This window comes from Oceaniferula spumae (assembly GCF_042849255.1).
Lineage (GTDB): Bacteria > Verrucomicrobiota > Verrucomicrobiia > Verrucomicrobiales > Akkermansiaceae > Oceaniferula > Oceaniferula spumae.
Genome location: NZ_AP026866.1, coordinates 1,115,729 through 1,139,859, shown reverse-complemented (window position 1 = coordinate 1,139,859; position 24,131 = coordinate 1,115,729). Strand labels below are relative to the sequence as shown.

At 51.1% G+C, this 24,131-nt stretch carries 14 protein-coding genes and 1 tRNA gene; 12 read left to right on the top strand and 3 right to left on the bottom strand.

Annotation, left to right across the window (positions count from 1 at the left end; genetic code table 11):
* Positions 1 to 16: 16 nt before the first annotated feature.
* The 4 genes from gyrA to ACSPJT_RS04720 are packed head-to-tail and all read left to right on the top strand — an operon-like array spanning position 17 to position 7,466.
* Complete coding sequence (gene gyrA, locus ACSPJT_RS04735) at positions 17 to 2,671, top strand: DNA gyrase subunit A (protein WP_435895215.1); 2,655 nt, start codon at positions 17 to 19, stop codon at positions 2,669 to 2,671.
* A gap of 3 nt (positions 2,672 to 2,674) precedes the next feature.
* The gene (locus ACSPJT_RS04730; RefSeq protein ID WP_435895214.1) at positions 2,675 to 5,518 is read left to right on the top strand and encodes a PD-(D/E)XK nuclease family protein; all 2,844 of its coding nucleotides are present in this window, start codon (positions 2,675 to 2,677) and stop codon (positions 5,516 to 5,518) included.
* A 31-nt stretch (positions 5,519 to 5,549) separates the two neighbouring features.
* Positions 5,550 to 6,995 carry a glycoside hydrolase family 75 protein gene (locus tag ACSPJT_RS04725; protein WP_435895213.1) on the top strand — a complete coding sequence of 482 codons (1,446 nt, stop codon included), beginning with the start codon at positions 5,550 to 5,552 and terminating at the stop codon, positions 6,993 to 6,995.
* A 36-nt stretch (positions 6,996 to 7,031) separates the two neighbouring features.
* Positions 7,032 to 7,466 (top strand): hypothetical protein, encoded by a 435-nt coding sequence (locus ACSPJT_RS04720; RefSeq protein WP_435895212.1) that lies wholly within the window; start codon positions 7,032 to 7,034, stop codon positions 7,464 to 7,466.
* 1 nt (position 7,467) lies between these two features.
* Here the strand turns inward: ACSPJT_RS04720 and ACSPJT_RS04715 are convergent, their stop codons facing one another.
* Positions 7,468 to 8,379: a DMT family transporter gene (locus ACSPJT_RS04715; RefSeq protein WP_435895211.1), complete on the bottom strand. Its 912-nt coding sequence runs from the start codon at positions 8,377 to 8,379 to the stop codon at positions 7,468 to 7,470.
* 307 nt (positions 8,380 to 8,686) lie between these two features.
* Here ACSPJT_RS04715 and ACSPJT_RS04710 point away from each other — a divergent pair.
* Positions 8,687 to 8,776: transfer RNA gene (locus ACSPJT_RS04710), tRNA-Ser, on the top strand.
* A gap of 56 nt (positions 8,777 to 8,832) precedes the next feature.
* On the opposite strand, the gene ACSPJT_RS04705 is transcribed toward ACSPJT_RS04710, so the two are convergent.
* Positions 8,833 to 10,836, bottom strand: coding sequence for a sensor histidine kinase (locus tag ACSPJT_RS04705; protein WP_435895210.1), 2,004 nt, complete (start codon positions 10,834 to 10,836; stop codon positions 8,833 to 8,835).
* A gap of 4 nt (positions 10,837 to 10,840) precedes the next feature.
* Positions 10,841 to 11,503: a response regulator gene (locus tag ACSPJT_RS04700; protein ID WP_435895209.1), complete on the bottom strand. Its 663-nt coding sequence runs from the start codon at positions 11,501 to 11,503 to the stop codon at positions 10,841 to 10,843.
* A 255-nt stretch (positions 11,504 to 11,758) separates the two neighbouring features.
* On the opposite strand from ACSPJT_RS04700, the gene ACSPJT_RS04695 reads away from it, so the two are divergent.
* The 7 genes from ACSPJT_RS04695 (at position 11,759) to ACSPJT_RS04665 (ending at position 24,117) form a co-directional block, all read left to right on the top strand.
* Positions 11,759 to 12,724: a family 43 glycosylhydrolase gene (locus ACSPJT_RS04695; RefSeq protein WP_435896181.1), complete on the top strand. Its 966-nt coding sequence runs from the start codon at positions 11,759 to 11,761 to the stop codon at positions 12,722 to 12,724.
* Between the two features lie 58 nt (positions 12,725 to 12,782).
* Positions 12,783 to 13,997 (top strand): DUF6786 family protein, encoded by a 1,215-nt coding sequence (locus ACSPJT_RS04690; RefSeq protein WP_435896180.1) that lies wholly within the window; start codon positions 12,783 to 12,785, stop codon positions 13,995 to 13,997.
* Between the two features lie 474 nt (positions 13,998 to 14,471).
* Positions 14,472 to 17,936, top strand: coding sequence for a hypothetical protein (locus tag ACSPJT_RS04685; protein ID WP_435895208.1), 3,465 nt, complete (start codon positions 14,472 to 14,474; stop codon positions 17,934 to 17,936).
* Between the two features lie 37 nt (positions 17,937 to 17,973).
* On the top strand, positions 17,974 to 18,663 hold the full coding sequence (locus ACSPJT_RS04680) for a hypothetical protein (protein ID WP_435895207.1): 690 nt from the start codon (positions 17,974 to 17,976) through the stop codon (positions 18,661 to 18,663).
* Between the two features lie 402 nt (positions 18,664 to 19,065).
* Positions 19,066 to 20,652, top strand: a complete 1,587-nt coding sequence (locus ACSPJT_RS04675; protein ID WP_435895206.1) for a sulfatase family protein — start codon at positions 19,066 to 19,068, stop codon at positions 20,650 to 20,652.
* The gene (locus tag ACSPJT_RS04670) at positions 20,652 to 21,626 is read left to right on the top strand and encodes a family 43 glycosylhydrolase (protein WP_435895205.1); all 975 of its coding nucleotides are present in this window, start codon (positions 20,652 to 20,654) and stop codon (positions 21,624 to 21,626) included. The genes ACSPJT_RS04675 and ACSPJT_RS04670 overlap by 1 nt, the downstream gene beginning before the upstream one ends.
* A 19-nt stretch (positions 21,627 to 21,645) precedes the next feature.
* Positions 21,646 to 24,117, top strand: coding sequence for a glycoside hydrolase family 95 protein (locus ACSPJT_RS04665; RefSeq protein WP_435895204.1), 2,472 nt, complete (start codon positions 21,646 to 21,648; stop codon positions 24,115 to 24,117).
* The last annotated feature ends 14 nt before the right edge of the window (positions 24,118 to 24,131 follow it).

The following is a 24,131-nucleotide window of genomic DNA, read 5'->3' as shown; positions in this document are numbered from 1 at the left end:
CCAATCCTATTTTCCAATGTCGAACGACAATATCAAATCAATCAACGTAGCCGACGAAATGTCGAAGTCCTTTTTGGACTACTCGATGTCAGTCATTATCTCCCGTGCATTACCGGATGCGCGTGACGGTCTCAAGCCGTCTCAGCGACGCATCCTCTACGCGATGCACAACGACCTCTCGCTTTCCCCCAGCAAGCCGCACCTCAAGAGTGCGCGTATTGTCGGTGACACCATGGGTAAATACCACCCACACGGTGACAGCGCCATTTATACGACTCTCGTTAACATGGCCCAGCCTTGGACGATGCGTGAAACGCTCATCGATGGACAGGGTAACTTCGGTTCGGTGGAAGGCGACGCCGCCGCTGCCATGCGATACACCGAGGCCCGCCTGACCCACTTGGGCTCTTCGATGATGACCGATCTTGAAAAAGAAACCGTCGATCTCCAGCCCACTTATGATGAGACTCGTAATGAGCCTGTTGTTCTCCCGGCCGCGATTCCTAACCTGTTAGTCAACGGCGGCACCGGTATCGCCGTGGGTATGGCGACCAACATTCCGGCGCACAACCTTGGCGAAGTCATCGACGGCACCTGCGCCCGTATTGACAATCCTCAGCTCACCATTGAGGAGCTGAAGCAGCATATCAAGGGGCCTGACTTCGCCGGTAAGTGCGAAATCCGCGGTTTCAAAGGTATCGACAGCTACTTCCACACCGGCCGCGGCAGCATCAAGATGCGAGGCACCATGGAAGTGGAGGAAAAAGCCTCCGGAGCATCTATCATCACCATCACCGATGTGCCACACGGCGTGAACCGCGCAGTTCTCCAGCAGCGCATCGCCGAGCTTGTGCGTGAGAAGATCCTCACCGACATCTCCGGAATGCGTGACTTGTCGGATGACCAGACTCGCATCGAGATTACTCTCAAGCGCGACGCCCGTCCGCAGGTGGTTGTGAACCAGCTTTTCAAACTCACCGCAATGGAAACCTCCTTCGGTGTGAACATGCTCGCCATTCATGAGCGCCGTCCCAAGCAGCTTTCCATCATGGATGCTCTGGACGCCTTTATCGAGCACCGCCGCGAGGTCATCATCCGCCGCACCCGTTTCTTGCTGAACAAGGCAGAGGACCGCGCTGAGAACTTGGAGGCATTCCTGTTAGCTCTGGGTCATCTCGACGACTTCATCAAAATCATCCGCGATTCCAAGAACCGCGATGAAGCCCGTGAGCGTCTGAAGGCCTACACCTTCCCAGTGAAAACCGCTGAGCAGTTAGGCATTCTCATCCGTGACCAGCCAAGTGTCGTCGGTGAGAAATACATTTTCACAGATCGCCAGGTCAACGCCATCCTCGAACTCCGTCTCTACCAGCTTACCGGCATGGAGCAGGACAAAGTGAAGGTGGAATACGATAACATCCTTGAGGAAATCAAAGACTACCTCGACATCCTCGCCAAGGAAGCCCGCGTGCTCGCGATCATCAAGGAGGAGCTGCTTGCGATCAAAGAAAAACACGCCACACCTCGCCGCTGCCCAATCCTGCCTGACGAAGGTGAAATCGCCATCGAGGATCTCATTGCCAACGACGGCATGATCGTCACTCTTTCCAATCGTGGTTATATCAAACGCACCGCTTCCGCCGAATACCGTGTCCAGGCACGTGGTGGCAAAGGTGTGCGAGGTATGGAAACTCGCAATGCTAACGACACCGAGGATGATGAACAAGATTTCGTCGAGCACCTGTTCTCAGCTCAGGCCCACGATTACCTGATGTTCTTCACTGACACCGGTCGGGTTTACGTTGAGCGTGTTTACGGAATCCCAGAAGGCTCTCGCGCCTCGAAAGGTCGTAGCATTAAAAACCTGCTCAACCTTCAGCCGGAAGAAAACATCGCCGCGACTCTGCGACTAGAACGCAAGACCGACGAGGAAGGGGAGGACATCACCTTCGGAGTTGAAAACGGCTTTGTGCTCTTTGCCACCCGCAATGGTAAGGTGAAGAAAACTTCCCTCAGCGATTTCCGCAACTACCGCAAAGACGGCATCATCGCCATCAAACTCGACGAAGGCAACGCCCTCATCGATGTGCGCCTGACCTCTGGCGGCGACGAAGCCATTCTTGTCACTCGCAAAGGTCTCAGTCTGCGCTTCAATGAAGAGCAAGCTCGCTCAATGGGCCGTGCCACCGCCGGTGTCCAGGGGATCAAACCTGTCGCCGATGACTACGTGGTCGGACTCGCACTGGTCGATGAAGGCGGAACCCTGTTAGTCGCCTCAGAAAACGGTATCGGAAAACGTTCACCATTCGCCGACTACCGCGCACAGACTCGTGGCGGCAAAGGTATTATCACCATGAAGTGCACGGAGAAAACCGGCGAAGTGGTAGGAGCCACCATGGTTTACCCCGATGACGAACTCATGCTGATGACCTCCTCAGGTCAATCGATCCGTATCCGCTGCGCCGATGTGCGCGAGGCTGGTCGGAATACCCAGGGCGTAAAACTCGTCACCCTCAAAGAAGGTGAGAAACTTCAGGACATCGCTCGCGTGGTCCCAGATGAGGCAAGCGACGAAGAAGAGGGCGAGGAAAACAGCGTCGATGCTGCTGACGAAGCAACAGAATCCACAGAAAAGCCAGAGGCAGATGATGCTCCGGAGGAAGAGGCGTAATCCATGTCCCAAATCGAGTTTGATCTAACAACAGAGCCGGAAGTTGAAGCTTCCCCCGCCCGAGAGTTTCTCGGTTGGGATGGTCCGCTGTTGGATTCAGTGACTCAATGGTTAGTTGGTCTCGGTGACGATCTGGCCAAGACCTTGGTCGTGGTTCCCACGACCAATAGTGGCCGACGACTACGGATGGTCTTGTCGACTTGTGGACAGGATGGTGGTGGTGTTCTTGCGCCACACGTAATGGCTCCCAATCGATTGTTCGAGGTTGATGGCGTGGCGTCACGTCAGGAATCACTATGGGCTTGGATACGCACGATTCAGAAGATCGACGTCGAAGAATTTCCCACCTTGTTACCTAACCATGAGCTTGGATCTACGAAAAGTTTCAGCTCGGCTCTCGCACTAGCACGTCAGATGATGACGCTTCGCGATCAACTCGCGGATGGGGACGCCTCGTTTCGCGATGCGGGATTTCAAAGTCAGGAAAAAGAACGTTGGCAGGAGCTTGAAAAGCTCGAGTCGGCGATGTTGCAAAATCTCGGCAAGTGGAAGCTAAGGGATTCTGTGCTGGCCAAGCGCGATAAAGCCAAAAACCCAGATCTCATCACTGGTGTCGAACGTGTGGTCGTGGCCTGTGTTCCCGATCCTACACCGTTGGCTCTCCGGGCATTGAAGTCATTTTTGCGAAGTGGCTTACCCGTCACCGTTTTAATCCATGCTCCAGAATCAGAAGCCTCGTGCTTTGATGATTGGGGGACTCCTGTGAAAGAAGTATGGCAGCAAAAGCTGATCGATTTTCCAGAATGGAAGGAGCGAATGCACGTGGTGGACTCTTCCACCGAAGCTGCACAGAAATGCGTTGAGATTCTAACAAATACAAAAACAGAATCTGACGCTCTGGCACTGGCTCTGTGTGATCCTAGTTTCGCACCAGCGCTGGAGAAGACATTCACGGAAGTGGATTGGCCGTTATTCGATCCAGAGGGCAGGGGACTTGCCGACTCCGGACTGATGCGTTTACTGCGTGTCATGCGGGAGCTGGCAGGTGACCAAGCCTCGTTTGAATCTTTGCAAGAATTTGTGCGGCTGCCTGGTGCCGATGATTTTCTACCGAAAGGCATTAGCCGGAATCGCGCCGCAAAGTTATTGGATGATCTTCAGCTCAAACACCTGCCCGAAACGGTGCGTGACGCGCTGGCACTCAGCAAGGACGATCAGGCCAAAGAAATCATCAACAGCATTGGTGAACATATTTCAAAACTAAGTAGCGGCACTAAGTCCGAAACCTTGCGTACATGGTTAGTGAAATGGTTAGAGCTGACCGATGACCGAACACTAGGCACTTCAGAGGCTGCTGAACCAAGACTGGCCGAAGTGTTGGATGCTCTTGACCGGCTTGAGTCCTTTGGGGAAACACCCACTGGCTCCGAAGTCTTTGAAATGATGGCTGAGAGCCTGCACTCGGCGAAAGCCAGTGCCAACCGCGACCAAACGGTGCTCGATCTTCAGGGGTGGTTGGAGATTTCCTACGATCCGGCGCCGCATTTGATTCTTGCTGGCATGCACGAGGAGTGCGTTCCTGATGGAACGGTGGACGATGTCTTTGTGCCCGATTCACTTAAGCAGAAGCTGGGATTGCGCGACTCTGATGGGCGATTTGCCCGCGATGCCTTTTTGCTCCATGCCGCCCTTCGGTCGCGCGACGCGTCGGGTAGAGTCGACGCGATTGTTTCCCGGTTCAACGACGCTGGTGAAGCGAGAAAACCATCAAGGTTACTCATGCGACAACGAGGGCAACAGCTTCCTTCTATCGTCCAGCACCTCTTTGCCGAATCGGAATCAACAGCTGCTAAAGGTGGTCCTTGGAAGCGTGATTGGATTCTTGATTTGCCCCAGGCCGAAAACCCATATCTGAAAGATCCACCTCGGAGAATCTCTCCGTCAGCTCTGGGCGACTATTTAAATTGTCCACTGCGATTCTATCTGAAGAGAATTCTTGGAATGAATCGTTATGATTCAGGTAAACGGGAGATGGATGCCATAGATTTTGGAAACCTTTGTCACGAGGTTCTGGAGGTCTTTGGCTCGGATGACGCGGTGAAGGACTCCGTCGATGAAGCAGAGATCCGCGAATACTTGTTCCAAACACTGGATGATCAGATCCAGAAAACCTATGGAACGAAACTCAGTCTTCCCCTCATGGTGCAGCAGGAAAGCGCCCGCGAGCGATTACGTGCCTTTGCTGGTAAACAGGCGGAAGACAGAGCGCTTGGCTGGCAGATTTTTGCCACTGAGTTTGCCGTCGGACGTGATCGGGTGGGAGAAGAAACTCTTGAATGGAAAATTGGAGGGCATCCATTGACTATGATCGTCGATCGCATCGACCGTCACGAAGACGGGAACAGCTGGCGAGTCTGGGACTATAAAACATCCGGTAAAGCCGCCAACCCCGAGGCCAAGCACCTTTCGAACTGGAATGCAGATGAAAATCGGCCTCTGTTAGGGGAGTTGTTGCCTCCCTCTGGTCGCAAGAAGACCGAGCGGCGCTGGTCCAATCTCCAACTGCCAATTTACGCTGCATTCGTTCAGGATCATTTTAAAACCAAGAACTTGCCACAAGTTGGATACATCAATCTCCCTCGCGCCGTTGGCGAGGTTGGTTTTACCGAGTGGGAAGAATTTGATCAGCAGATGCTGGATCATGCGCTCGCATGGGCATCGGCGGCGATTGATCGGATCAAGGCAGGAGAATTTCAACAAGCTGCCGTGCTCTCAGCTGGAGAACTTGAGTGGGATGATTTTTCTGAACTCGCACCTGATGGATTGGCAGCAGCATTTGGCATTTGAAACCCGCTAGGAATAACGCATCATATAGAAAATGGCAACGCATCCACAAAACTCCCAAAACCATGACCCACACGAGATCGAAGGGGTGAAAAACCGTCGATCCAAAGCAGCATCATTTCCATGGATACGAGTCTCATTTTTCATACTCGTCTGTGGTTTGGTGATTATGGCCCAAGGGCCGCTACCTGGTAAAATCTGGCGCAAGATCAATGCCCTGAGGAAAGAGCAGACTGTCGAGAAACCGATAACAAAACCCGCTCCGCCAGCCAAACCTCCAGAGGCTGTAGTGCCTCCCAAAGTGACGCCTCCTGTCACTCCACCGAAAGTCATCGTGCCGGCCGATCACACCGCCACTTCAGGTGGTGACATCCGCAAAATGTCCAAGGGCTTCAAGCTAGAGACCAAAGTGACTCTCGAAAAAGGGAAAGCGGCATCGCAAGAGCGGTTGAAGGACGATAGCTATACCGCAAGTTATGAATTAAAAATCCGCCTTCCAGAAGCGACTCGAACACTGGCGGATCTCAAGCGAGTGAACTCTAAGCTCGATGCCATTTTACCTGGCCTCAAGGACATGCTGCCGAACGCGAAAGTCTCTCCATTTTACTATCAGCTCTACGAAAATAAAACCAGTCGACTGAAGAAGAATGCCACTCGGCTCGACGAGTTGATGACCCGCCACAATTTTTATGATTGTGAAACGATGCTCAATATCAAACACGCAACCACTGGTCGTCGGGTGCTGTTAGTGCAGGCGGAAATGGATGTTGTTTCCGATGGTTCTGATGGAGACCGACTGCCAACCATGCCGGATAACATTGTCAATTCCACCCACTATCAGCCAATGACAAGCTACGGCTGGAGAAAAACCGGCTCTACTCCGAATCCATTGATAGCAGGATGGAAAAACCGCATCAAAGTAGCCGAGGCAGAACTGGCACTAAGAACTACAAAGCCCGAACGCAAATCTTGGCTGCGGATGCGAGTGGCGAAAATCAAACGTGAGATTCAGGATATGGAGGCACGAAGTTATCTCATCGCTGACTATGATCCCTTTATCGTCATGCCCATCAACATGCTGACCACGCGCGGCGATAAGTATGCGGCTCGGGTGGGTGACTATGCCGTAGTGATCCATGAGGGAAAAATTTATCCGGTCATCGTCGGCGATGCGGGTCCAAGTTTCAAAGTAGGGGAGGCATCTCTTCGGATGGCGAAACAGCTGAACTCCCGCGCCAGCCCATACTCCCGTCCGGTGAGTGATTTGACAGTGACCTATGTGGTGTTTCCTGGCACAGCGGACAAATTTCAAGCCCCCGATTACGCACGCTGGCGTGAGCGCTGTTCCAGCCTCTTGACAGAGATAGGAGGCTTGGGGGCTGGCGTAACTTTGCACACATGGGAAAACACCCTTCCCGTGATAGAACCAGCTACGACTCCGGAGGCTGGTGATAGCGCAGGAACAACAACGAGTCCCTAGACTTGCAAATTTCAATTGGCTAGCTAGGTTTTCCACATGCAATCACGTTTGGTCATCGCTTTATTGGCGTCCCTTATTCTTTCTTCATGCGATTCTGTTTTCAGCCCGGAAGGCTGGCCTGTCACCGTCACTGAGCAGCGTGAAGCTGTTAACCACATGGTGGAACACGTTAAGTTCACCGGCTCAACGGCCGATCTAACGAAGCAGGAAAAAGTTTTGCTGACCTTCCTCGATGATCCGAAAAATGTAGAGGCGGCTATTGGCGTAAAGAGCCGAGAAAACTCGCATCAGTGGTCAACCGCTGAAGTCTATCTGGTCGAACCTGGCAAGCATGTCTCCGTGCTATGTGAAAATGGACTTGAGCAGAAACCTGTTTACTTCCACTACAACAAAGGCGAGAAAACTTGGTATCGGGTAGGCAATCTCGAAGAAAAGCATTCCAAAGGAGTGCCCGCAGTGATCGTGAAGTAGTTCACTGCCGCCTGCTTGCTAGCAGGCAACCAGCTACTGACAGTGTGATGCCTGCACACTGCATACCACTGGGAATTTGTCCGACGATAGCCAGCGATAGTGCGATCGTGGCCACCGGTCCAGCTGAGGATAGAACCGCATAGGAATCTGCGGAGATCTTAGAGAGGCCGAACGACAAGATATAGGTAGGCACAACTGTGCCAAAAATTCCTATGATCACCCCATAGGTCATCGCTTTTTTAGAAGCCAGAAGACTTGGTATGTTTCCGTCGGTAATTCCGAAGTAAAGCAGCACGACCAGGCAGGAAAAACACATCACCACGCTGGTGTATCGTTGAGATCCCACGCGCATGATCAGCTGTTTGGCGATGAGTATGTAACTGGCGTAAATAATCGCGCTCAGCAGTACCAAAGCACTACCTAACAAAATCTGCGTTGTATGATCGGTGATCTGAATTTCATGTTGAATCACCAGATAGAGTCCTACCCAGGACAAACCGCATGCAGAGATAAGCGTTAAGGATGGTCGACGTTTCTGAAATACCGCTGAACCTAATAAGACCAGAGATGGATAGCAAAACAGCACCACCCGCTCCAAGCCGACGCTGATGAACTGGAGTCCTATGAAATTTACTAGCGAACACAGAAAGTAACCAATCAGAGCCAAACCTGAAATGGCCAACCAATCTTTGGCCGAGATTTTTCTTAATGACCGGCGCATCAGGATCGCAGATGTCAGATAAAACGGAAGCGCAACACTCATTCGCAAAGCCAGCACCGCACTGGGATCGAGGCCCTCGGCATACATCATCTTAACCAGAATCCCTTTGGAAGAGAACAGGAAGGAGCCCAGAATGACGATGGCCGGCATCAGATATGGGGTAATGGGCGTGGTTTGATCTGTAGTTTTCATGGAAATATAAACACAAAAAACCCGCGTCGAACGAATCGAGGCGGGTCGGTGAGTGTGGCAGTTGATTGGTCGTTTAGTCGATCGCGCGCACATTCCTTCCCGCTGGGTCAAGCCAGAGGAGAAGGTTGAGAATGGCTGCTGGAGCGGTGCGGATCATTGCGGCGAAAGAATGTCTGGGGAGGTTGAAAGGTCAAGCGAGAAGGGAAAACAGCCACAGAACTCCTTAATTCCCAAGATGACTAAAAAAAGTTTGCCATCCACGGGGATGCTCGCTAGCTTCCGCCCGCATCCCACAGGATACCCTTCAGGACAGGTGGCAGAGTGGTCGAATGCGCACGCCTGGAAAGCGTGTGAGGCAGCAATGTCTCCGCGGGTTCGAATCCCGCCCTGTCCGCCATCACCCCAGCTCTTCATTGAGGGCTGGGGTGATTGCTTTTAAGGGGGGCTCGGAGCTTACATGGGCACCCGCAATTTAAGTTTCATCCCGTTGTCCGGGGTTGTTTCTATTTGGAGTTTTCCGTTTAATCGATCCGCGCGTTGTTTCAGCGTGCGAAGGGCTCGTGGTCTGGCTAACTGTGCTGGGGTCATGCCTACACCGTTGTCCTCGATTTTCAAAACCAGCAGACGTCTACTGTATGTCAGGATGATTTTGACCTCATCACATTGCGCATGTTTCTGACAATTGCTGAGCGCCTCTTTGTAGAATAGGATCAGATCCTTGCGTAATTGCGGGGTGAGTGCTCCTTCTTTGTTGGCGAAATCGGAGCTGTCGAATGTGAATCGCTTTCCGGCGAGGATGAGCTCAGCCAGTTCACGCATATAGGTAGTGATGTTCTGAGCGCGACCTACGCGAGGTGCGGTGGTATGAAGCACTTCGCGCAGGCCGAATGTGCTTTCTTTGCTGAGCCGGAGGATAGCGTTGATGTTTTTGTGCTCGTCCGGACTTTTGCTTTTGCTCCGTAGCTGGCCAGCATGAAGTGAGATCGCAGCAAGACTACTGCCGGTCTCGTCGTGGAGGTCACTGGCGATGCGCTCTCGCATTTGTTGGATCTCATACAGTGCCCTTTTACGGCTTCGGATACTGATGCCCACAGCGAGAGTGATCAGGCCAAAGGTAAACAGCGATGCTCCCCAGAGCGTTGTGGCGCGGGTCTTTGCAACGATGGCTGACTGCATTTGCTCCAGTGAAGATTGCTCCTCTAGCAGTTTTTGCCGAAGGGCCAATCCTTTGATCCACTCGTGGTGAGAGATGACTTTGCCAGTTTGCGTCATGCCGTCGTAGACAGATTCCAATGTCCAGAAAAGCCGGGCATCTGAGATTTCGAATTTCTGACTTTCGCGCTCGGGGGTGGTTGTTGAGTTATGAAAACCCGCTGGAACCAAAATGGGTGTGCCATGGAGCATCGGGGTGATTTCACTGAGCTGGATAATTGCGTTGGGTCTGTTTGCCGGTTTGTCGGCTTCATAAACAGTGAGCCGGATACCGCGGACTTTAGTCTCATCAAAATGAGCGATGGTTGGATTGAGGCCAGGGTTGCTGAAGGGGACATCTTTGTATGTGTCCGATGTCTGGAGAGTATAACCATTGTGATCGAGCAACTCGATGGCAAAGCGGATGGGAAAAGACTGGCCTGCCTTATGGATGATCGCGGGGTCGAGGCGCACCGCATCTATCAGCGTGTCTTCATCGAAGGTAATTTCACAGACGTAAGGTTGCATCGGAATTGTTTTTCCGGCTGGGAAATAGATCCCGAGTCCCTTAGGCGACTCCGGCCCTATTTCGGGTAGCCCAAGTGGTGTTTGTCCATTCGTGAGGTAGGGTAATGAGAAGATCACCTTGTCCTCTCTGCCCCGAGTGGCATTGACAATGGCGCGGGGGGCGATGTTGGCTTGGTCTGAGAAAATGAAGACCTCGGCGAATCCTGCACCATAGTGGGGAGTGCTGGTTTCTTTAGTGAGGTTAGTGCAGATTATCTCGATTTTATTGGTTGTGATGGTTTCGAATTCGACCCATTCAGGCAGGGAGCCTCGGATTTTTCTCTGGGTGTCAGTCAGCCGGGCGAGTGATACTATTTCACCATCGATGTGGGCTTTGATCTCGATATCTCTGGGCCAGTAAGCATTTTCAGTGACCCTTCCTTTGTCGCCGAGATAAAGGCGCAGAGGAAGAAGGGCGATGGCATCTATCCGCTGAGACTTATTCCATCTGAAGTTAAGTCTGACAAATGAATCCGATGTATCGCGCCAATAGGAAAGATACCCCCCGGTGGCAGTGGGGGCTCCTTGATAGGGGGATGGCAGGTGCTCTAACTCTTCCGAAATGACTTTGAGACGTTTGTCATTTTCTCTGTAGTCCTGACTAAACCGAAGTGCAGTGCTGTGCTCCCAAGTATCTTCCGCCGCGAGCGCGTTGTGGCAGAGGCATGTTAGAATGATGAAGATGCCGATCCGTTTCACTCTTTTAGATTAGTCCTTTCGCAATGGCTTCACTCACTGCTCCAGAAACGTTGTGAACCTGAAGTTTTCGATAAATCGTTTTGATGTGGGTGCTGATGGTATGGATGCTGATGCCGAGTGCATCTGCCGCTTCTTGGCGGCTGGCTCCCGTTTCCAATTGTGACAAGACGGCAATTTCACGCGAGGACAGCTGCTCATCCGGTGACGATGGTTTGAATTTTGAAAAGGTGGCAAATACCATGTGTGCGATTTCCGCACTCAGGGGGGCGATTCCATTGTAGGCGTCTTCTATTCCCTGAATGGTAACATCCAGATCGTCCGACTTGATCAAATAGCCGGATGCCCCCGCACCGAGAGCTTGGAAGACTCGGGTTTTATTATCGAATACGGTCAGCACAAGCACCTGTGTTTGCGGTGCTGCCTCGCGTAGCAGCGGAATGGCATCGATGCCATCCATGCCGGGTAATCCCAAGTCCAGAATGATGATATCCGGAGCATTGCTGCCTTCCTTGAGATGATCGAGAATGTCCTCAACATTTGAAAAAGCCTCCTGACAGCGCAGACGGTCGGTGGATGCCATCGCATCGCTCAAGATCGTGCGGTAATCGATATGATCCTCGACGATACACACATTGATCGGCTCACTGGGGTTTTGCTTGGTAGACATGGAACGTTGAATAGTAAGTAAAGAGGCTCTTGGATGCGGTCAAGCTACGAATTTTCACCTGATAATATACCCTTTTCAGGGGATTTACGCCGTATCTTGGAATGTGTATTTTTGAACACTGAAATCAAAAACATTCCCGCTAGTGTCAAGAACAGCGATATCACGCTTTCGTTGGCATGACCTCTGTGCGAGGGGGAAACAATAACAGATTGGATAAAACGAGAGATGAAAAAAATTAATTATACCGCAGCTTTGATGGGAGTCCTCGTGACGCAAGCTTTCAGTGCCCCAGCACAGCCGCAAACAGGAAAGGTCACAGTCACTCATTCCGAGCTAAGTGGAATCGGAGCGGAAAAGGGCGTCATGCGCCGTGATCCTAGCGACATCATTAAAGTCGGCGACCTTTATTACGTTTGGTATTCAAAAGGAAAAATCTCACCTGGTTATGATGCGACCGTGTGGTATGCGACCTCGCCTGATGGGCGTCAGTGGACAGAAAAGGGGATGTCTCTCGCAAAGGGCAAACCTGGTAGCTGGGAGGGTGAAAGTGTGTTCACTCCTAATATTCTGGTCGCTGAAGGACGCTACTGGCTGTTTTATACAGGTGTCTCGAAAAAGTATGGCAAGGGGTTCAATCCCGATTCAAAAATTGGACTTGCCGTATCTGATTCGCCCGATGGTCCTTGGGAGCGTATTGATGCGAACCCAGTGATCACGAATAGTAAAAACAAAGAGGATTTTGATAGTCACTTGATAGACGATGCCTGTCTCATTGTGCGGGACGGAAAATACTGGTGCTACTACAAAGGCCGACAGTTAGGAAAAGGCCCTGGACAAACTCAAATGGGCGTAGCCATAGCAGAGAAGCCTCAGGGGCCTTACGTGAAACACGAGTCGAACCCGGTTATTCCCGGTAACCATGAAGTCTTGGTCTGGCCTCAGGGCAAAGGCGTCGCTGCCATGATTGGAACGACCGGTCCCAAAGAAATCACCAATACGGTCCAGTATGCAGAAGACGGGATTAATTTCGTAAAAACCCACGATGTGAAAAGTGGGCCGTGGGCAGGTGGTGCTTACCGCCCGGAAGCATTCACAGAGAGCGGACTTGGTGATATACCCGAGTGGGGTGTTGAGATCGGAAGGGCAAAAAATCACCTTCCGTTCATCCACCGTTTTGATTGCCGCATCGAACAGAAAATGATGAGCTCAAAAAATAACTAAGATCAAATATATGAAAACACCTAGCCTACTAGCCTTATTGGCCGTGCCGACTTTACTGATGCAGACTGGCTGCCAAGAACGCAAGACAACCACCACATCCTCGTCCGAGTTCGGAGCCTTTGCCGACGACTCGGCGTTTATGAAGGAACACACCGATTTGGTCGTTCTGAAAAAAGGGGCTGCTGCAGTGGCCGTAGCACCGGCATGGCAGGGGAGGGTGATGACCAGCACCTACGACCACGATACCGGACCGAGCTTTGGCTGGATCAATCGTCCGGTGATCGAAAAGGGAATTCTTTCTGAGGAGGAAGCCAAAGGGAAGTTGGAGTCTCATATTTATATCTTCGGTGGCGAAGAGCGATTTTGGCTAGGACCTGAAGGTGGGCAATACGCCCTTTATTTCAAGCCAGGTGCGAAGTTTGAATTTTCCGATTGGAAAACGCCCCCAGTGATTGACACGGAGCCATTTAAAATGGTCAAGCAGACCGAGTCTTCAGCAACATTCGAACACAGTGCCGATCTAACAAATTACAGCGGCACCCAGTTCAAAGTTGGCATCGAGCGCTCCGTGACAGTTCTTGATAAAGCCGATGCAGCGAAAATGCTCGGAGTAGAACTCGGCGATGGCATTCAAATGGTCGGATACGAAACAGATAACAGAATCACCAACAAAGGGGCTGAAGCCTGGAAGCCGGAAACAGGTCTACTCTCTATCTGGTTGTTAGGTATGTATAATCCGTCACCGACAACGACGGTTGTGATTCCTTTCAAATCCGGCTCGGAAGAAGAGCTGGGAGCTAAGGTGAACGATAGTTACTTCGGCAAGGTGCCTGCGGAATATCTGCAGGTCAAAGAAGATATTCTCTTCTTTAAGGGCGACGGTACACGCCGCGGTAAGATCGGTATCAGCCCGCAACGCTCGAAGGGCATTGCCGGTAGTTATGATGCCGCTGGGAAGGTGCTCAACATCGTGACCTACAATGTGCAGGAAGCACCTAACGGATTTGTCAATTCCATGTGGGAAATCCAGAAAGAGCCATACGTGGGGGATGCAATCAACTCCTACAACGACGGATCACCAGAACCTGGAGCGGATCCGCTTGGTCCATTTTACGAACTGGAAACATCTTCACCTGCAGCGGCGTTAGAACCCGGAGGCACCATGAAGCATGTGCAGCGGACCTACCACATCCAAGGAACTGAGGCAGAGCTTGACCCTATTGCCAAGCAACTTCTTGGGGTCAGTCTTGAGTCGATCAAGACCGCGTTTTAATCAGAGCGCTGATATTTATTCTCAATCGCAACAGCTTATCCTCATTCGTCTAGTGTCCGAGGAGCTGTTGCGATTTTTTTTATTCAATGGCTTGCTGAGTCTCGAAAAATCAGGCGATCTTCAATAGAATTCATCAAGTGCGATTTGTGAGTCACGTTCATCCTAAAGATGTGGATACCGTGTGCGAAAAGGTGATTCTCGATTACTGACGTCGAGCGGCCAGACACCCGCCGCAGGGCAATTATTCCGCTAGATTGTCTATTTTTACAAGGTGTAAACCTATATTCTACAAAGGATAGACTGTGAATGAGGGAGATTGGCCGATGGAGGATGGTTCCGGGGTGTTGGGGAGGTAGAGGTGAAAAATACCCTTTTCAGGGGATTGTCGAAATGCCGACGTTGTGTGTTATATTGTAATTACACCTAAAGCTGGTTCATCATTTTAATTAATTTAGTCCACGGGGTATCTGTCAGATGAAAATATACGCACTTCCATTACCAAAGTCCCATGACTGTTTTCTAACGAACTCGGCGCACGAATACGGCGGGGGTAAGAGGGGGTTTGCACTCATCGTGACTATTAGTGTGATGGCGCTGCTCATGATGATCGCACTCGCCATGCTAAGTCTTTCAACGATTGAACTGAGAAATACCACCAATGGTAAGGCCGCAGCTGAGGCTCAGGCCAATGCTCGTGTATCGCTCCTCATGGCGATAGCACGACTCCAGCAAACAGCGGGTCCCGATACACGGGTAACCGCATCTGCTGAGGCTATTGCTGGCGTCAATGGGACAAAACAGCTGACCGGAGTTTGGCGGTCATGGGAGGGCGAGGATCATAATGCTGATGGAATGCCGATTGCCCCCGACTACGATTCAAAAACCGTTGCCGATTCCGGAGCTGGCTCTGGACGATTCCTGGGCTGGCTGATCTCAGGTGACCAAGCTGAAAAATCCGTTAACTCCCCACCAGAGTTAAAAAGAGGAGCCAATACTGTCGCTTTGCTAGCGAACGGTACTTTGGGCACGAACTCAAATTCTGAGGTTCACCTGCAGCCAACACCGCTGATGAATGGAGGAACTTATGCGTGGTGGATTACTGGGGAAAATAGCAAGGCTCGCCTGAAGCAGACGGAGGTGGCCTCTGGAAAATATGAAGCGAACACGCAGATGCTGCTCTCACCTGGACCTAGCGGGTCGGCCTTCAATGTAGAAGACACCACTGAGATTGATCGTGCCGTCACCAGGCACACGGTGAATTTCCTCAGAGATGACGACTCAGCCTTGCCATCAGAATATTTCCACGACTTGACCGCCTACTCGAGCGGACTGCTGACAAATGTAGCCAACGGTGGTTGGAAGCGTGATTTGTCCCTTTGGTCCGAAAACTGGGACGATATTGATGAGGGCTTTTCCGCATTTACCCTCAGTCCGGGTGAAGTCTGGTCAGCGGGTAAGTCGAACAGGGATTCCTCTTCGAACCCGCTCATTTATTCCTGGAGTAATTGGACAAGAAGCCCTTTCCAAAATTCAGTCAGTTGGGCTGCCTTGGCCGATTATGCAAATCAATACAAGCAGCTGAATACCTCTGGAAATGCAGTGTCGGAGATAGACGACTCCACAGCCTATCAGAAAGACTCTGAGAACCAGCAATGGGAACTGGCCGATACGATACGGCGCATGCCAGTGCTTGCTCGAGTTCACACCGTATTTTCACTGAGTGCCAAAGAGGTCAGCGAGGGAATTTATCAGCCCTGTGTCATTGTCAATCCGGTGATCACCATGTGGAACCCATACGATGTTGCCATCGATATGAGTTGGCGTGCCAATCTACGCGTAGCTTTGACCATGGCGTCTCCGTTCAGCATTCGTTTCGAGATCAATAATGAGGAGCGGGTCAGAAGTTTGGAAGCCCTCGGAGTTAAGGACATGAATATTCCTACAAACTCTCCGTCCTCAAAATGGTTGCCTGGCGAAGTTCGGGTATTCTCACCGACGGGAGGCGAAACGGTAGAGAACGAGTCCGGTGTGCTAAACTACGTAGTCGGATGTAACCCAGCCGGTGGAGTCCGTTATAATATCCCCGGTCTTGCAAGTCGACCAGAGACGGAAACTCTCTCCGCGACAGAGGCTTTGCTAGTGGCCATCCACAACGGACCCAATGTCCAGGGAACCGGCGTATACTATACACTTAAGAGAGCAACAAGCAGGGTCACCAGACCGCCTAACACTTCCAACAAGAGTTGTTTGTTGGATGATTTAAACAATGCTCAGCGGATGCTTGGCGAGAACTTGGAGCTAACAGGCGTCGAGGATTCGTTAAAGACCTTGAGCACCAGTCCAAAGCCATTTTTGGCTGTCAGCTCGACCATGAGATTTGCCAGAGATGTCAATGATCAGATGTCGGATATTCTAGTGAACGGCATTCACAATATGAACCCGACCGTTGGGTACATGGTTGCCTCCTCCAAAGAACAAGTTTCAACCCCGATCCAAGACCGCTTTGATACATATCCTTTCAACGTATTACTCCATCGGGTCAATTCCTACAGTGATCCGGGCATGCCCTCTGGTATCTCGTTGGATGCCGAGGGGTATTTGGGTAGTGGCTTCAGTTTCAGTGATGGGCTTTCCAACCTCATCCTACTTGAAGTTCCGAAAAGGCCTTTGCTCACAATTGGCGATCTACAACATTTTAATGTCAACAAATGTAATTTCTGGCCTCCATATACGCTCAATGCATTGGGGAACAGTCGCACTAGCCCATTCATAGAAAGTGATAAAATCCGAGTTGTTGAATCCTCGGCTAGAGTGGTTGGCCATGACCATAGCTACGCCTTTAATCACCTGATGATGGATGATTGGTTTGTCTCCTCGATCACACCTGAAATGCAAGAATGGTCGTCCTCTGAGTCGAGGGGCATCGAAGAAGTGTATGAAAAACACCTCAGTGGCGAAGTTCCTCTTCAGAATCACTATTACAAACCTGCCAACCCAGTGAGCGAATCCACTGCAGCCGCAGCAGCCTCTGAATTCCTGAATGACAGCAATGCCTGGCAGAAAGTGGCCGCAGAACTCGAGGTCAAGGGCATGTTCAATATCAACTCCACCTCCGAGCTTGCCTGGGCAATGATTCTGAAGAGAGCATTCGGATCAGATTCCGGTGGAGATGAAAATGGGGGCGTGCTGACCTTGACCAATTCAACGCCGGGAGCAGCCAACCCGTCCACCAATTTGGAGGACAGTGATGGCAGTCCGTTCCCACGCACCGCTCTGGTCTCCGATCCATCGGCTGGCAACGCTGCGCAAACGACACTTTCCCAACACAAACGTTTCACCGACGAGCAGATCAAGGCACTTGCCAGAGAGATTGTGGCTGAGGTGAAAAAACGTGGCCCGTTTCTCTCACTTTCCGAGTTTTTCAATCGCCAGCTTTCTAGCGACAAGGAACTCGCTCTTGCAGGTGCCGTGGAAACCGCATTGATGCGCCTGTCTTCAACAAGCGGCAGCGAAAATCCCTACCAAGACATTCAAGGCAACTTTACGGATGCGGCATCCAGCAGTGATTTATTGGGCCAGCCACTCACCTATCCCTTCCCTGAGGCCGCCGAAGGGAATCCAGCATATGGTTTCCCCGGTTGGGCACGACAGGCTGACGTTTTACGACCCATCAGCGGCATTCTAACAGCCCGCGATGACACCTTCACCATTCGAGCCTATGGCGACGTGCGTGATCCCAATACCGATGAAATTATTGCAAGCGCTTGGTGCGAAGCCGTCGTCCAACGAAAAGCCGATTATATTGATAGTTCAGGGACAGATGGTGACGACAAATATACACTTCCGTCAGACTCTACCCTCAGGTCAGAAGCAAACAAACGCTTCGGCCGTGCCTTTGAAATTATTCAGTTCCGTTGGTTGCATCCTGACGAAGTTTAACTCTCGGGAATCGTAATTACCTCACTAAAAACTCTTTATGAAAAATCACATATTTAAATGCCTCTGGGCACTGATGTTCTGCGTTCTAGCAGGTGCGGCTCATGCTGATCGGCCAGTGCGCATTCTTTATTTTCAGTCGCCGGCTGATTCGCCTGAGGAGGCTTATTTGTATGCAGGTCCTAAAATGATCGGCCAAACGGAACTACCGCGCTATAATTTTTCAAAGACGTTCGAAATCCCTAATGCTAAAAACAAAATCAGATTAACCTTTCTTCCAAAGCCTCTGGAAGAGGGACAAAAGATTCCCAGAGGGGCTCCATCAGTAATAATTCCGACTCAGTGGCAAAAAGTGCTTCTGTTAGTATCTGAAAATAAGAATAACTCGACAATGCCGATCAAGGTGACGGCCATTAATGCCAGCAACAATGTCTTCGGGCCAGGTAGCATTTATATGATGAACTTATCTCAACTCAGGATCGGGGGGACGATCGGAGATCAAAAAATCGACCTGCAACCTAGAACAGTTAAAATCGTGAAAAACCCTTCCAATACGAACGGTGTTTACCCCACGAAGCTTTATTCAGTCCATAAGCCTGGTGACACGCCTCAGCGGTTTATCCGACAGATGTGGGGTCACGATAATCAAGAAAGAAAGGTCCTTTTTATTCTGCCAAAACCAGCACCTCAACATGCGACCTACTACTGCGCACCGCTCCGAGACTTCTAAACATGGAGCATAGTGCGAGGCTCTGATGGATCAGAGCCAGCTGTGTTCCATAAACGCGCCGAGTGGCCGAGGCCGCCTGCTACCGTTGAAGAATCTGAGGATGGAGCGCTGCCTCAAAGTGTGGGTCGCAAATAGTCGCATACACACGAAAATACCCTTTTCAGGGGATGGGAAGTGTTCCTGAATTGTGGATAATGTAAAACACGATGAATGAGATCTGTGATTTTAACTCATACATAGCCTAATGAATTAATCGAGTGTCTCAGGACTTACCACGCTTCACTGATGGGCAATAATCGATGCATCAGACGGCTTATGGCAATGGCCTTGCTGTGCGATAGCGGTGGCAATTGATGGCAGGCTGGAATTCAACGCTTCTTTTTTACTACTTAATCCAATCAAATGAAAACAAATTACCTATACCGATCATGCATCGCGGCGATGGCCGGCGTTTGCTCTGCGATTTCTCCTGCTCAGGCTGCGACCCAGCCACCGAATGTTGTATTCATCTTTGCCGATGACTTGGGCTATGGCGACCTCAGTTGCTATGGTGCCACCAAGGTGCAGACACCGAACATTGACAATCTCGCTAAAAGCGGCCGCAAGTTTACCGATGCCCACTCAGCCTCGGCCGTCTGCACACCATCGCGCTATGCATTGATCACAGGGGAATACCCGATCCGTGCATTCGGTGGTAAAGGTGCTTGGGGACCGCTACCTGCGTCTTCGGGGCTGATCATCGATACCGAGACTCTTACCATTGGAAAAGTTTTCAAAAACAAGGGCTATAAAACCGCAGCGCTTGGGAAATGGCATTTGGGTTTCGGCAAAGGCAAAAACGACTGGAGCGTGCCACTCCGCCCCGGACCCCAAGATGTCGGCTTCGACTACTATTGGGGAGTTCCTCTGGTGAATAGCGGAAGTCCGTATGTCTATGTGGAGAACGATACCATTGTGGGATACGATCCCAAAGACCCGTTGATTCCGGGTGGCACACCGCCGACACCCACGCCCACTTTTCCAAAAGAGGCTTCCGTCAAACAACCTAACAAATTTAGCGGAGCCAAGAAAGCACACGAGATCTATCACGATGAAAAGACCGGCACTTTAATGACCGAAAAAGCAGTCAGCTGGATCACCGAGAATAAAGATCATCCGTTTTTCCTCTATTTCTCGACCACCAATATCCACCACCCATTCACACCCGCACCGCGCTTCAAGGGGAGTAGCCAGGCAGGGCTATACGGGGACTACATCCATGAACTCGATTGGATGGTAGGGGAGATCATGCAGTGTCTGAAGAAAAACGGCTTGAGTGAAAATACTCTGGTCATTTTCACCAGCGACAATGGCGGCATGTTAAACTTCGCTGGCCGCAATGCCGTCAAAGACGGACACAAGATGAATGGTGAACTACTCGGCTTTAAATTCGGAGCATGGGAGGGCGGACACCGGGTTCCCTTTATCGCAAACTGGCCAGGTAAAATCGAAGCCGGCAGCGTGTCCGACCAACTGATCTGCAATGTCGATATGCTCGCCAGCTTCATGTCACTGACCGGTCAGGATCCGAAATCACTGGTGAAAAAAGACAGCGTCAATGTTCTGCCCGCTATGCTGGAAAATCCAGATCACGCGCTGCGTTCTCACCTGGTGATCTCGCCCAAGAATGAAAAGCTGCTGTCGCTCCGCAAAGGAAAGTGGATGTATATTCCAGGCAAAGGTAGCGGTGGTTTCAATGGTTCAAAGCCACATCAACATGCATGGGGTGGCGCTCCTGCCACGGCATTCATCGGCAGTGAAAACAGCGACATCCAAAACGGCAAAATTAAGAAAAGCGCACCACCGGCGCAGCTCTACGATCTGGAAAATGACCTTCGCCAAACCAAAAATGTCTACGCCCAGCATCCGGAAGTCGTGAAACAGATGGAGGAACTGCTCAAGACATACCGACCCACAGCTGCACCCGTTAAACGTAAGAAGCAGAAATAATGACAAAGGCTCTAATTTCCATATTGGTTGCCACCATGGCGACATCCTATCTCGCTCCCAAAGCCACAGCTGAGGGTGCCAAGTTCGGCAAAGTGACCGTATCCTACTCCGATGCAAAAGGCATCGGAGCAGAAAAGGGGGTGATGCGCAGAGACCCCAGTGACGTGATCAAGGTAGGCGATCTCTACTACGTCTGGTATTCAAAAGGTCCAAAGTCGGGCGGCTACGATGCCACCGTTTGGTATGCCACATCTCCTGATGGTCATCAATGGACCGAGAAGGGGATGGCCATCGCAAAAGGTAAACCAGGCTCTGGCTCTTGGGATGAGGCGAGTGTCTTCACACCTAACATTCTGGTCGCTAAGGGAAAATACTATCTCTTTTTCACAGCAATTTCCGCCAATATGAAAGTGAAGCCGGACTCCAAGATCGGAGTGGCGGTGTCGGATTCACCGGATGGCCCGTGGCAGAAATCGGCAAGTAATCCGATTTTGAAAAATGGAGACGATCCCAAGGATTTCGATAGTCATCTGATCGATGACGCATGCCTGATCACTCGTGATGGCAAATACTGGTTGTATTACAAAGGCCGGCAGCTGGGCAAAAAAGCAAACCAGACACAGCTAGGCTTGGCTATCGCTGAAAAACCGGAAGGCCCTTACGTCAAGCATCCGTCCAACCCCATCATTCCGGGCAATCACGAGGTGTTAGTCTGGCCTGAAGGAGACGGTGTCGCCGCATTGATAGGCAAGGTTGGGCCCAAGGCGTGGGTGCGTTCGCTGGTTTATTCCGACGATGGCATCGACTTCAAAAAGACCCACAATGTTGAAAATGTGCCGCACGCAGCTGGTGCGTATCGACCCGAAGCCTTTACCGAGAGTGGTAAAGGCGAGCAAATCAAGTGGGGTGTGCACATTGGTAAAAAGGCCAAGCACCTTCCGTTCATCCAACGTTTTGAGTTGGAAACAAAATAAAAATCTATCCACCACCTTTATGAAACGTCAGGCATTTATTTCCGCGGTAGCACTCAGCTTGCTCTTCCCAATCTTAGCTTCGGCCCAGCATCTTCTCCACTACGATGCCCCTACAGTTCCCGGAGCCAAGACCGTGGCGAAGAAGTTAGAGAAAGTTTTTATCGCACAGGCCTTGCCGTTAGGAAACGGGCGCTTCGGTGCGATGTTCAGCGGTGGTATTGATCGCGAGCTCATCGTGACCAATGAAATCACCCAGTGGGCCAATGCGAACCGTGGGCTCGATCCTGTCGCCCAGTCAGGTTCCAAGCCAGGTGCAGGTAAGGATCTTGAAAAGGTGCGCAAGGTTTACCGCGAGGGTAAATACGGAACCAAGGAGGGGAGCATGGAGTGGACGGCAAACAAATATCTCTGTGCCGATATGAAACTCGGGAACTACTCGACGTTCACCGAGGTGCAGATCGATACCGGCCATGACCCTGACAAAGTTTCAAACTATCGTCGTGAGCTGGATCTTAAAACCGCCCTTGGGAAAGTCAGTTATTCGATTGGAAACGCCAATTTCACTCGCGAGTATTTTGTCAGCCATCCGCACGATGCGATGGTGATGCATTACACTGCGGAAAACGCCAAGCTCGATCTGAAAATCGGAACAACCACACGGCACAAAACCCAGACACTGAAATCAGAAGGCGGTCGGATCACTCTGTTAGCGGAGGTGAAGCTAACAAACGATATGGCCGGTTTCACCCAGTTGATCGAAGTTGTATCTGAAGGAGGTAAAGTAACAGCATCCAAAGATGGTCGTATCCAAGTGTCCGGAGCGAATGCCGTCACCGTTTATGTGGTCGGTTACAACGATTACCTTCCGGTTTTCCCCACTTTCAAAGGTCGCGATTATCAGGCGGATGCAGCGGCGACTATGAAGAAGCTGGTGGCTGATGGTTATGCCGCCGCCAAGAAAGAACATATCGCGGACTATCAGTCACAAGCACAGCGGATGACTTTGGATATCGATTTTAAACCGTCAGGATTGACGACGAACAAGCTGGTCAAGGCTGGCGGCAGTGTTGAACTTGATCTGTTATATTTCAACTATTCGCGCTACCTGCAGTTAGGCTGCTCACGATCCGCTCCAGTGCCATCGAATTTACAAGGCCTGTGGAATCCACACACCAAGCCGGCATGGAATGCTGATTACCACTTTGATATCAATCTCGCGATGAACTACTGGATGGTGGAAACTGCCAACCTTCCGGACTCCTTTTCCCCGTATGTGGAATACATGAAAGTCATCGCGGAATCAGGCAAGTATGTCGCCAGTGAAAACTATGGTGTCAAAAAAGGATGGGCGGCAGCGCTTAACAGCAATGTTTACGGCGTGGCTGGACCCTACAACACAGGTCGCCGTGTGCAGCAAGCGGGGCACTGGTTGTCACAGAATTTATACGATCACTACGCCTTCAATCAGGACCCTGAGTATCTCAAGGAAATCTACCCGATCATCAAAGGTGCGTCAGAGTTCTTTGTCGATTTCCTCGCTCCTTGGAAAGATGGCACGCTAGTGGTTTATCCGACATGGTCACCTGAAAATTTCTATTTGACCAAGGAACACGGGAAGCTGAACAAGCAATGTTATGGGGCCTCATGGGATCAGCAACTCGTCTTGAACCTCTTCACCGATTGCATCGAGGCCAGTCGTAAGCTCGGCGTCGATGACGAGTTCCGAAAAACACTGGAAGAAATGATTCCTCGACTCTGCCCACAGAAAATTGGTCAGCACGGACAAGTTCAGGAGTGGCCGGAAGACTGGGATGAACCAAGAAATACCCACCGCCACATTTCCCACCTCATCGCGCTGCATCCGGGCAGAGATATTTCGCCACTAACAACCAAGGAACTCTCGGCAGCTGCTCTGGTCACGATGGGGCATCGCGGTGATCAATCCACTGGCTGGAGCACTGGCTGGAAGACCTGTTTCTGGGCGCGTCTACATAATGGCGATAAAGCTCATTCGTTTTACCGATTTCTAAATGTGAAACGAGCATATCCAAATCTCTTCGATTTCCACCCGCCTTTTCAGATCGACGGCAACTTCGGAGGCCCGGCCGGTGTCTGTGAGATGCTTTTGCAAAGCCATCTGAGAAGTATTGATAACGATGCCACGGAGATCGAGAAAGCCGCTTACGTCGCCTACAAGAGCGATCCAAAGACACCGAAAAACTTCATCCCCGTGGTTCCTCCCGCCGAGCTGGCCGATGCACCCTTCATCCTCCATTTGCTACCAGCACTTCCTTCCGCATGGCCCGATGGTAAAGTGAAGGGACTGCGCGCGCGCGGTGGCTTCGAGGTGGATATCGAATGGAAATCTGGCAAGCTCGTGAAGTCGACCATTCGTGCTAATCGCGACGGATCATTCCGAGTCTACTCAAACAACAAACTCAGCAAGCTGATCACGCTTAAAAAAGGTGAAGCCTACAGCCCTGAGTCCTAGATCTGTATCAACCT

Excerpts from the sequence above, each read along its gene's own strand:
- ACSPJT_RS04670 (WP_435895205.1), top strand. The coding sequence starts at position 20,652 with ATGACAAAGGCTCTAATTTCCATATTGGTTGCCACCATGGCGACATCC.
- ACSPJT_RS04695 (WP_435896181.1), top strand. The coding sequence starts at position 11,759 with ATGGGAGTCCTCGTGACGCAAGCTTTCAGTGCCCCAGCACAGCCGCAA.
- ACSPJT_RS04720 (WP_435895212.1), top strand. The coding sequence starts at position 7,032 with ATGCAATCACGTTTGGTCATCGCTTTATTGGCGTCCCTTATTCTTTCT.
- ACSPJT_RS04680 (WP_435895207.1), top strand. The coding sequence starts at position 17,974 with ATGAAAAATCACATATTTAAATGCCTCTGGGCACTGATGTTCTGCGTT.
- ACSPJT_RS04665 (WP_435895204.1), top strand. The coding sequence starts at position 21,646 with ATGAAACGTCAGGCATTTATTTCCGCGGTAGCACTCAGCTTGCTCTTC.
- ACSPJT_RS04675 (WP_435895206.1), top strand. The coding sequence starts at position 19,066 with ATGAAAACAAATTACCTATACCGATCATGCATCGCGGCGATGGCCGGC.
- ACSPJT_RS04700 (WP_435895209.1), bottom strand. The coding sequence starts at position 11,503 with ATGTCTACCAAGCAAAACCCCAGTGAGCCGATCAATGTGTGTATCGTC.
- ACSPJT_RS04690 (WP_435896180.1), top strand. The coding sequence starts at position 12,783 with ATGCAGACTGGCTGCCAAGAACGCAAGACAACCACCACATCCTCGTCC.
- ACSPJT_RS04685 (WP_435895208.1), top strand. The coding sequence starts at position 14,472 with ATGAAAATATACGCACTTCCATTACCAAAGTCCCATGACTGTTTTCTA.
- ACSPJT_RS04725 (WP_435895213.1), top strand. The coding sequence starts at position 5,550 with ATGGCAACGCATCCACAAAACTCCCAAAACCATGACCCACACGAGATC.
- ACSPJT_RS04715 (WP_435895211.1), bottom strand. The coding sequence starts at position 8,379 with ATGAAAACTACAGATCAAACCACGCCCATTACCCCATATCTGATGCCG.
- gyrA (WP_435895215.1), top strand. The coding sequence starts at position 17 with ATGTCGAACGACAATATCAAATCAATCAACGTAGCCGACGAAATGTCG.
- ACSPJT_RS04730 (WP_435895214.1), top strand. The coding sequence starts at position 2,675 with ATGTCCCAAATCGAGTTTGATCTAACAACAGAGCCGGAAGTTGAAGCT.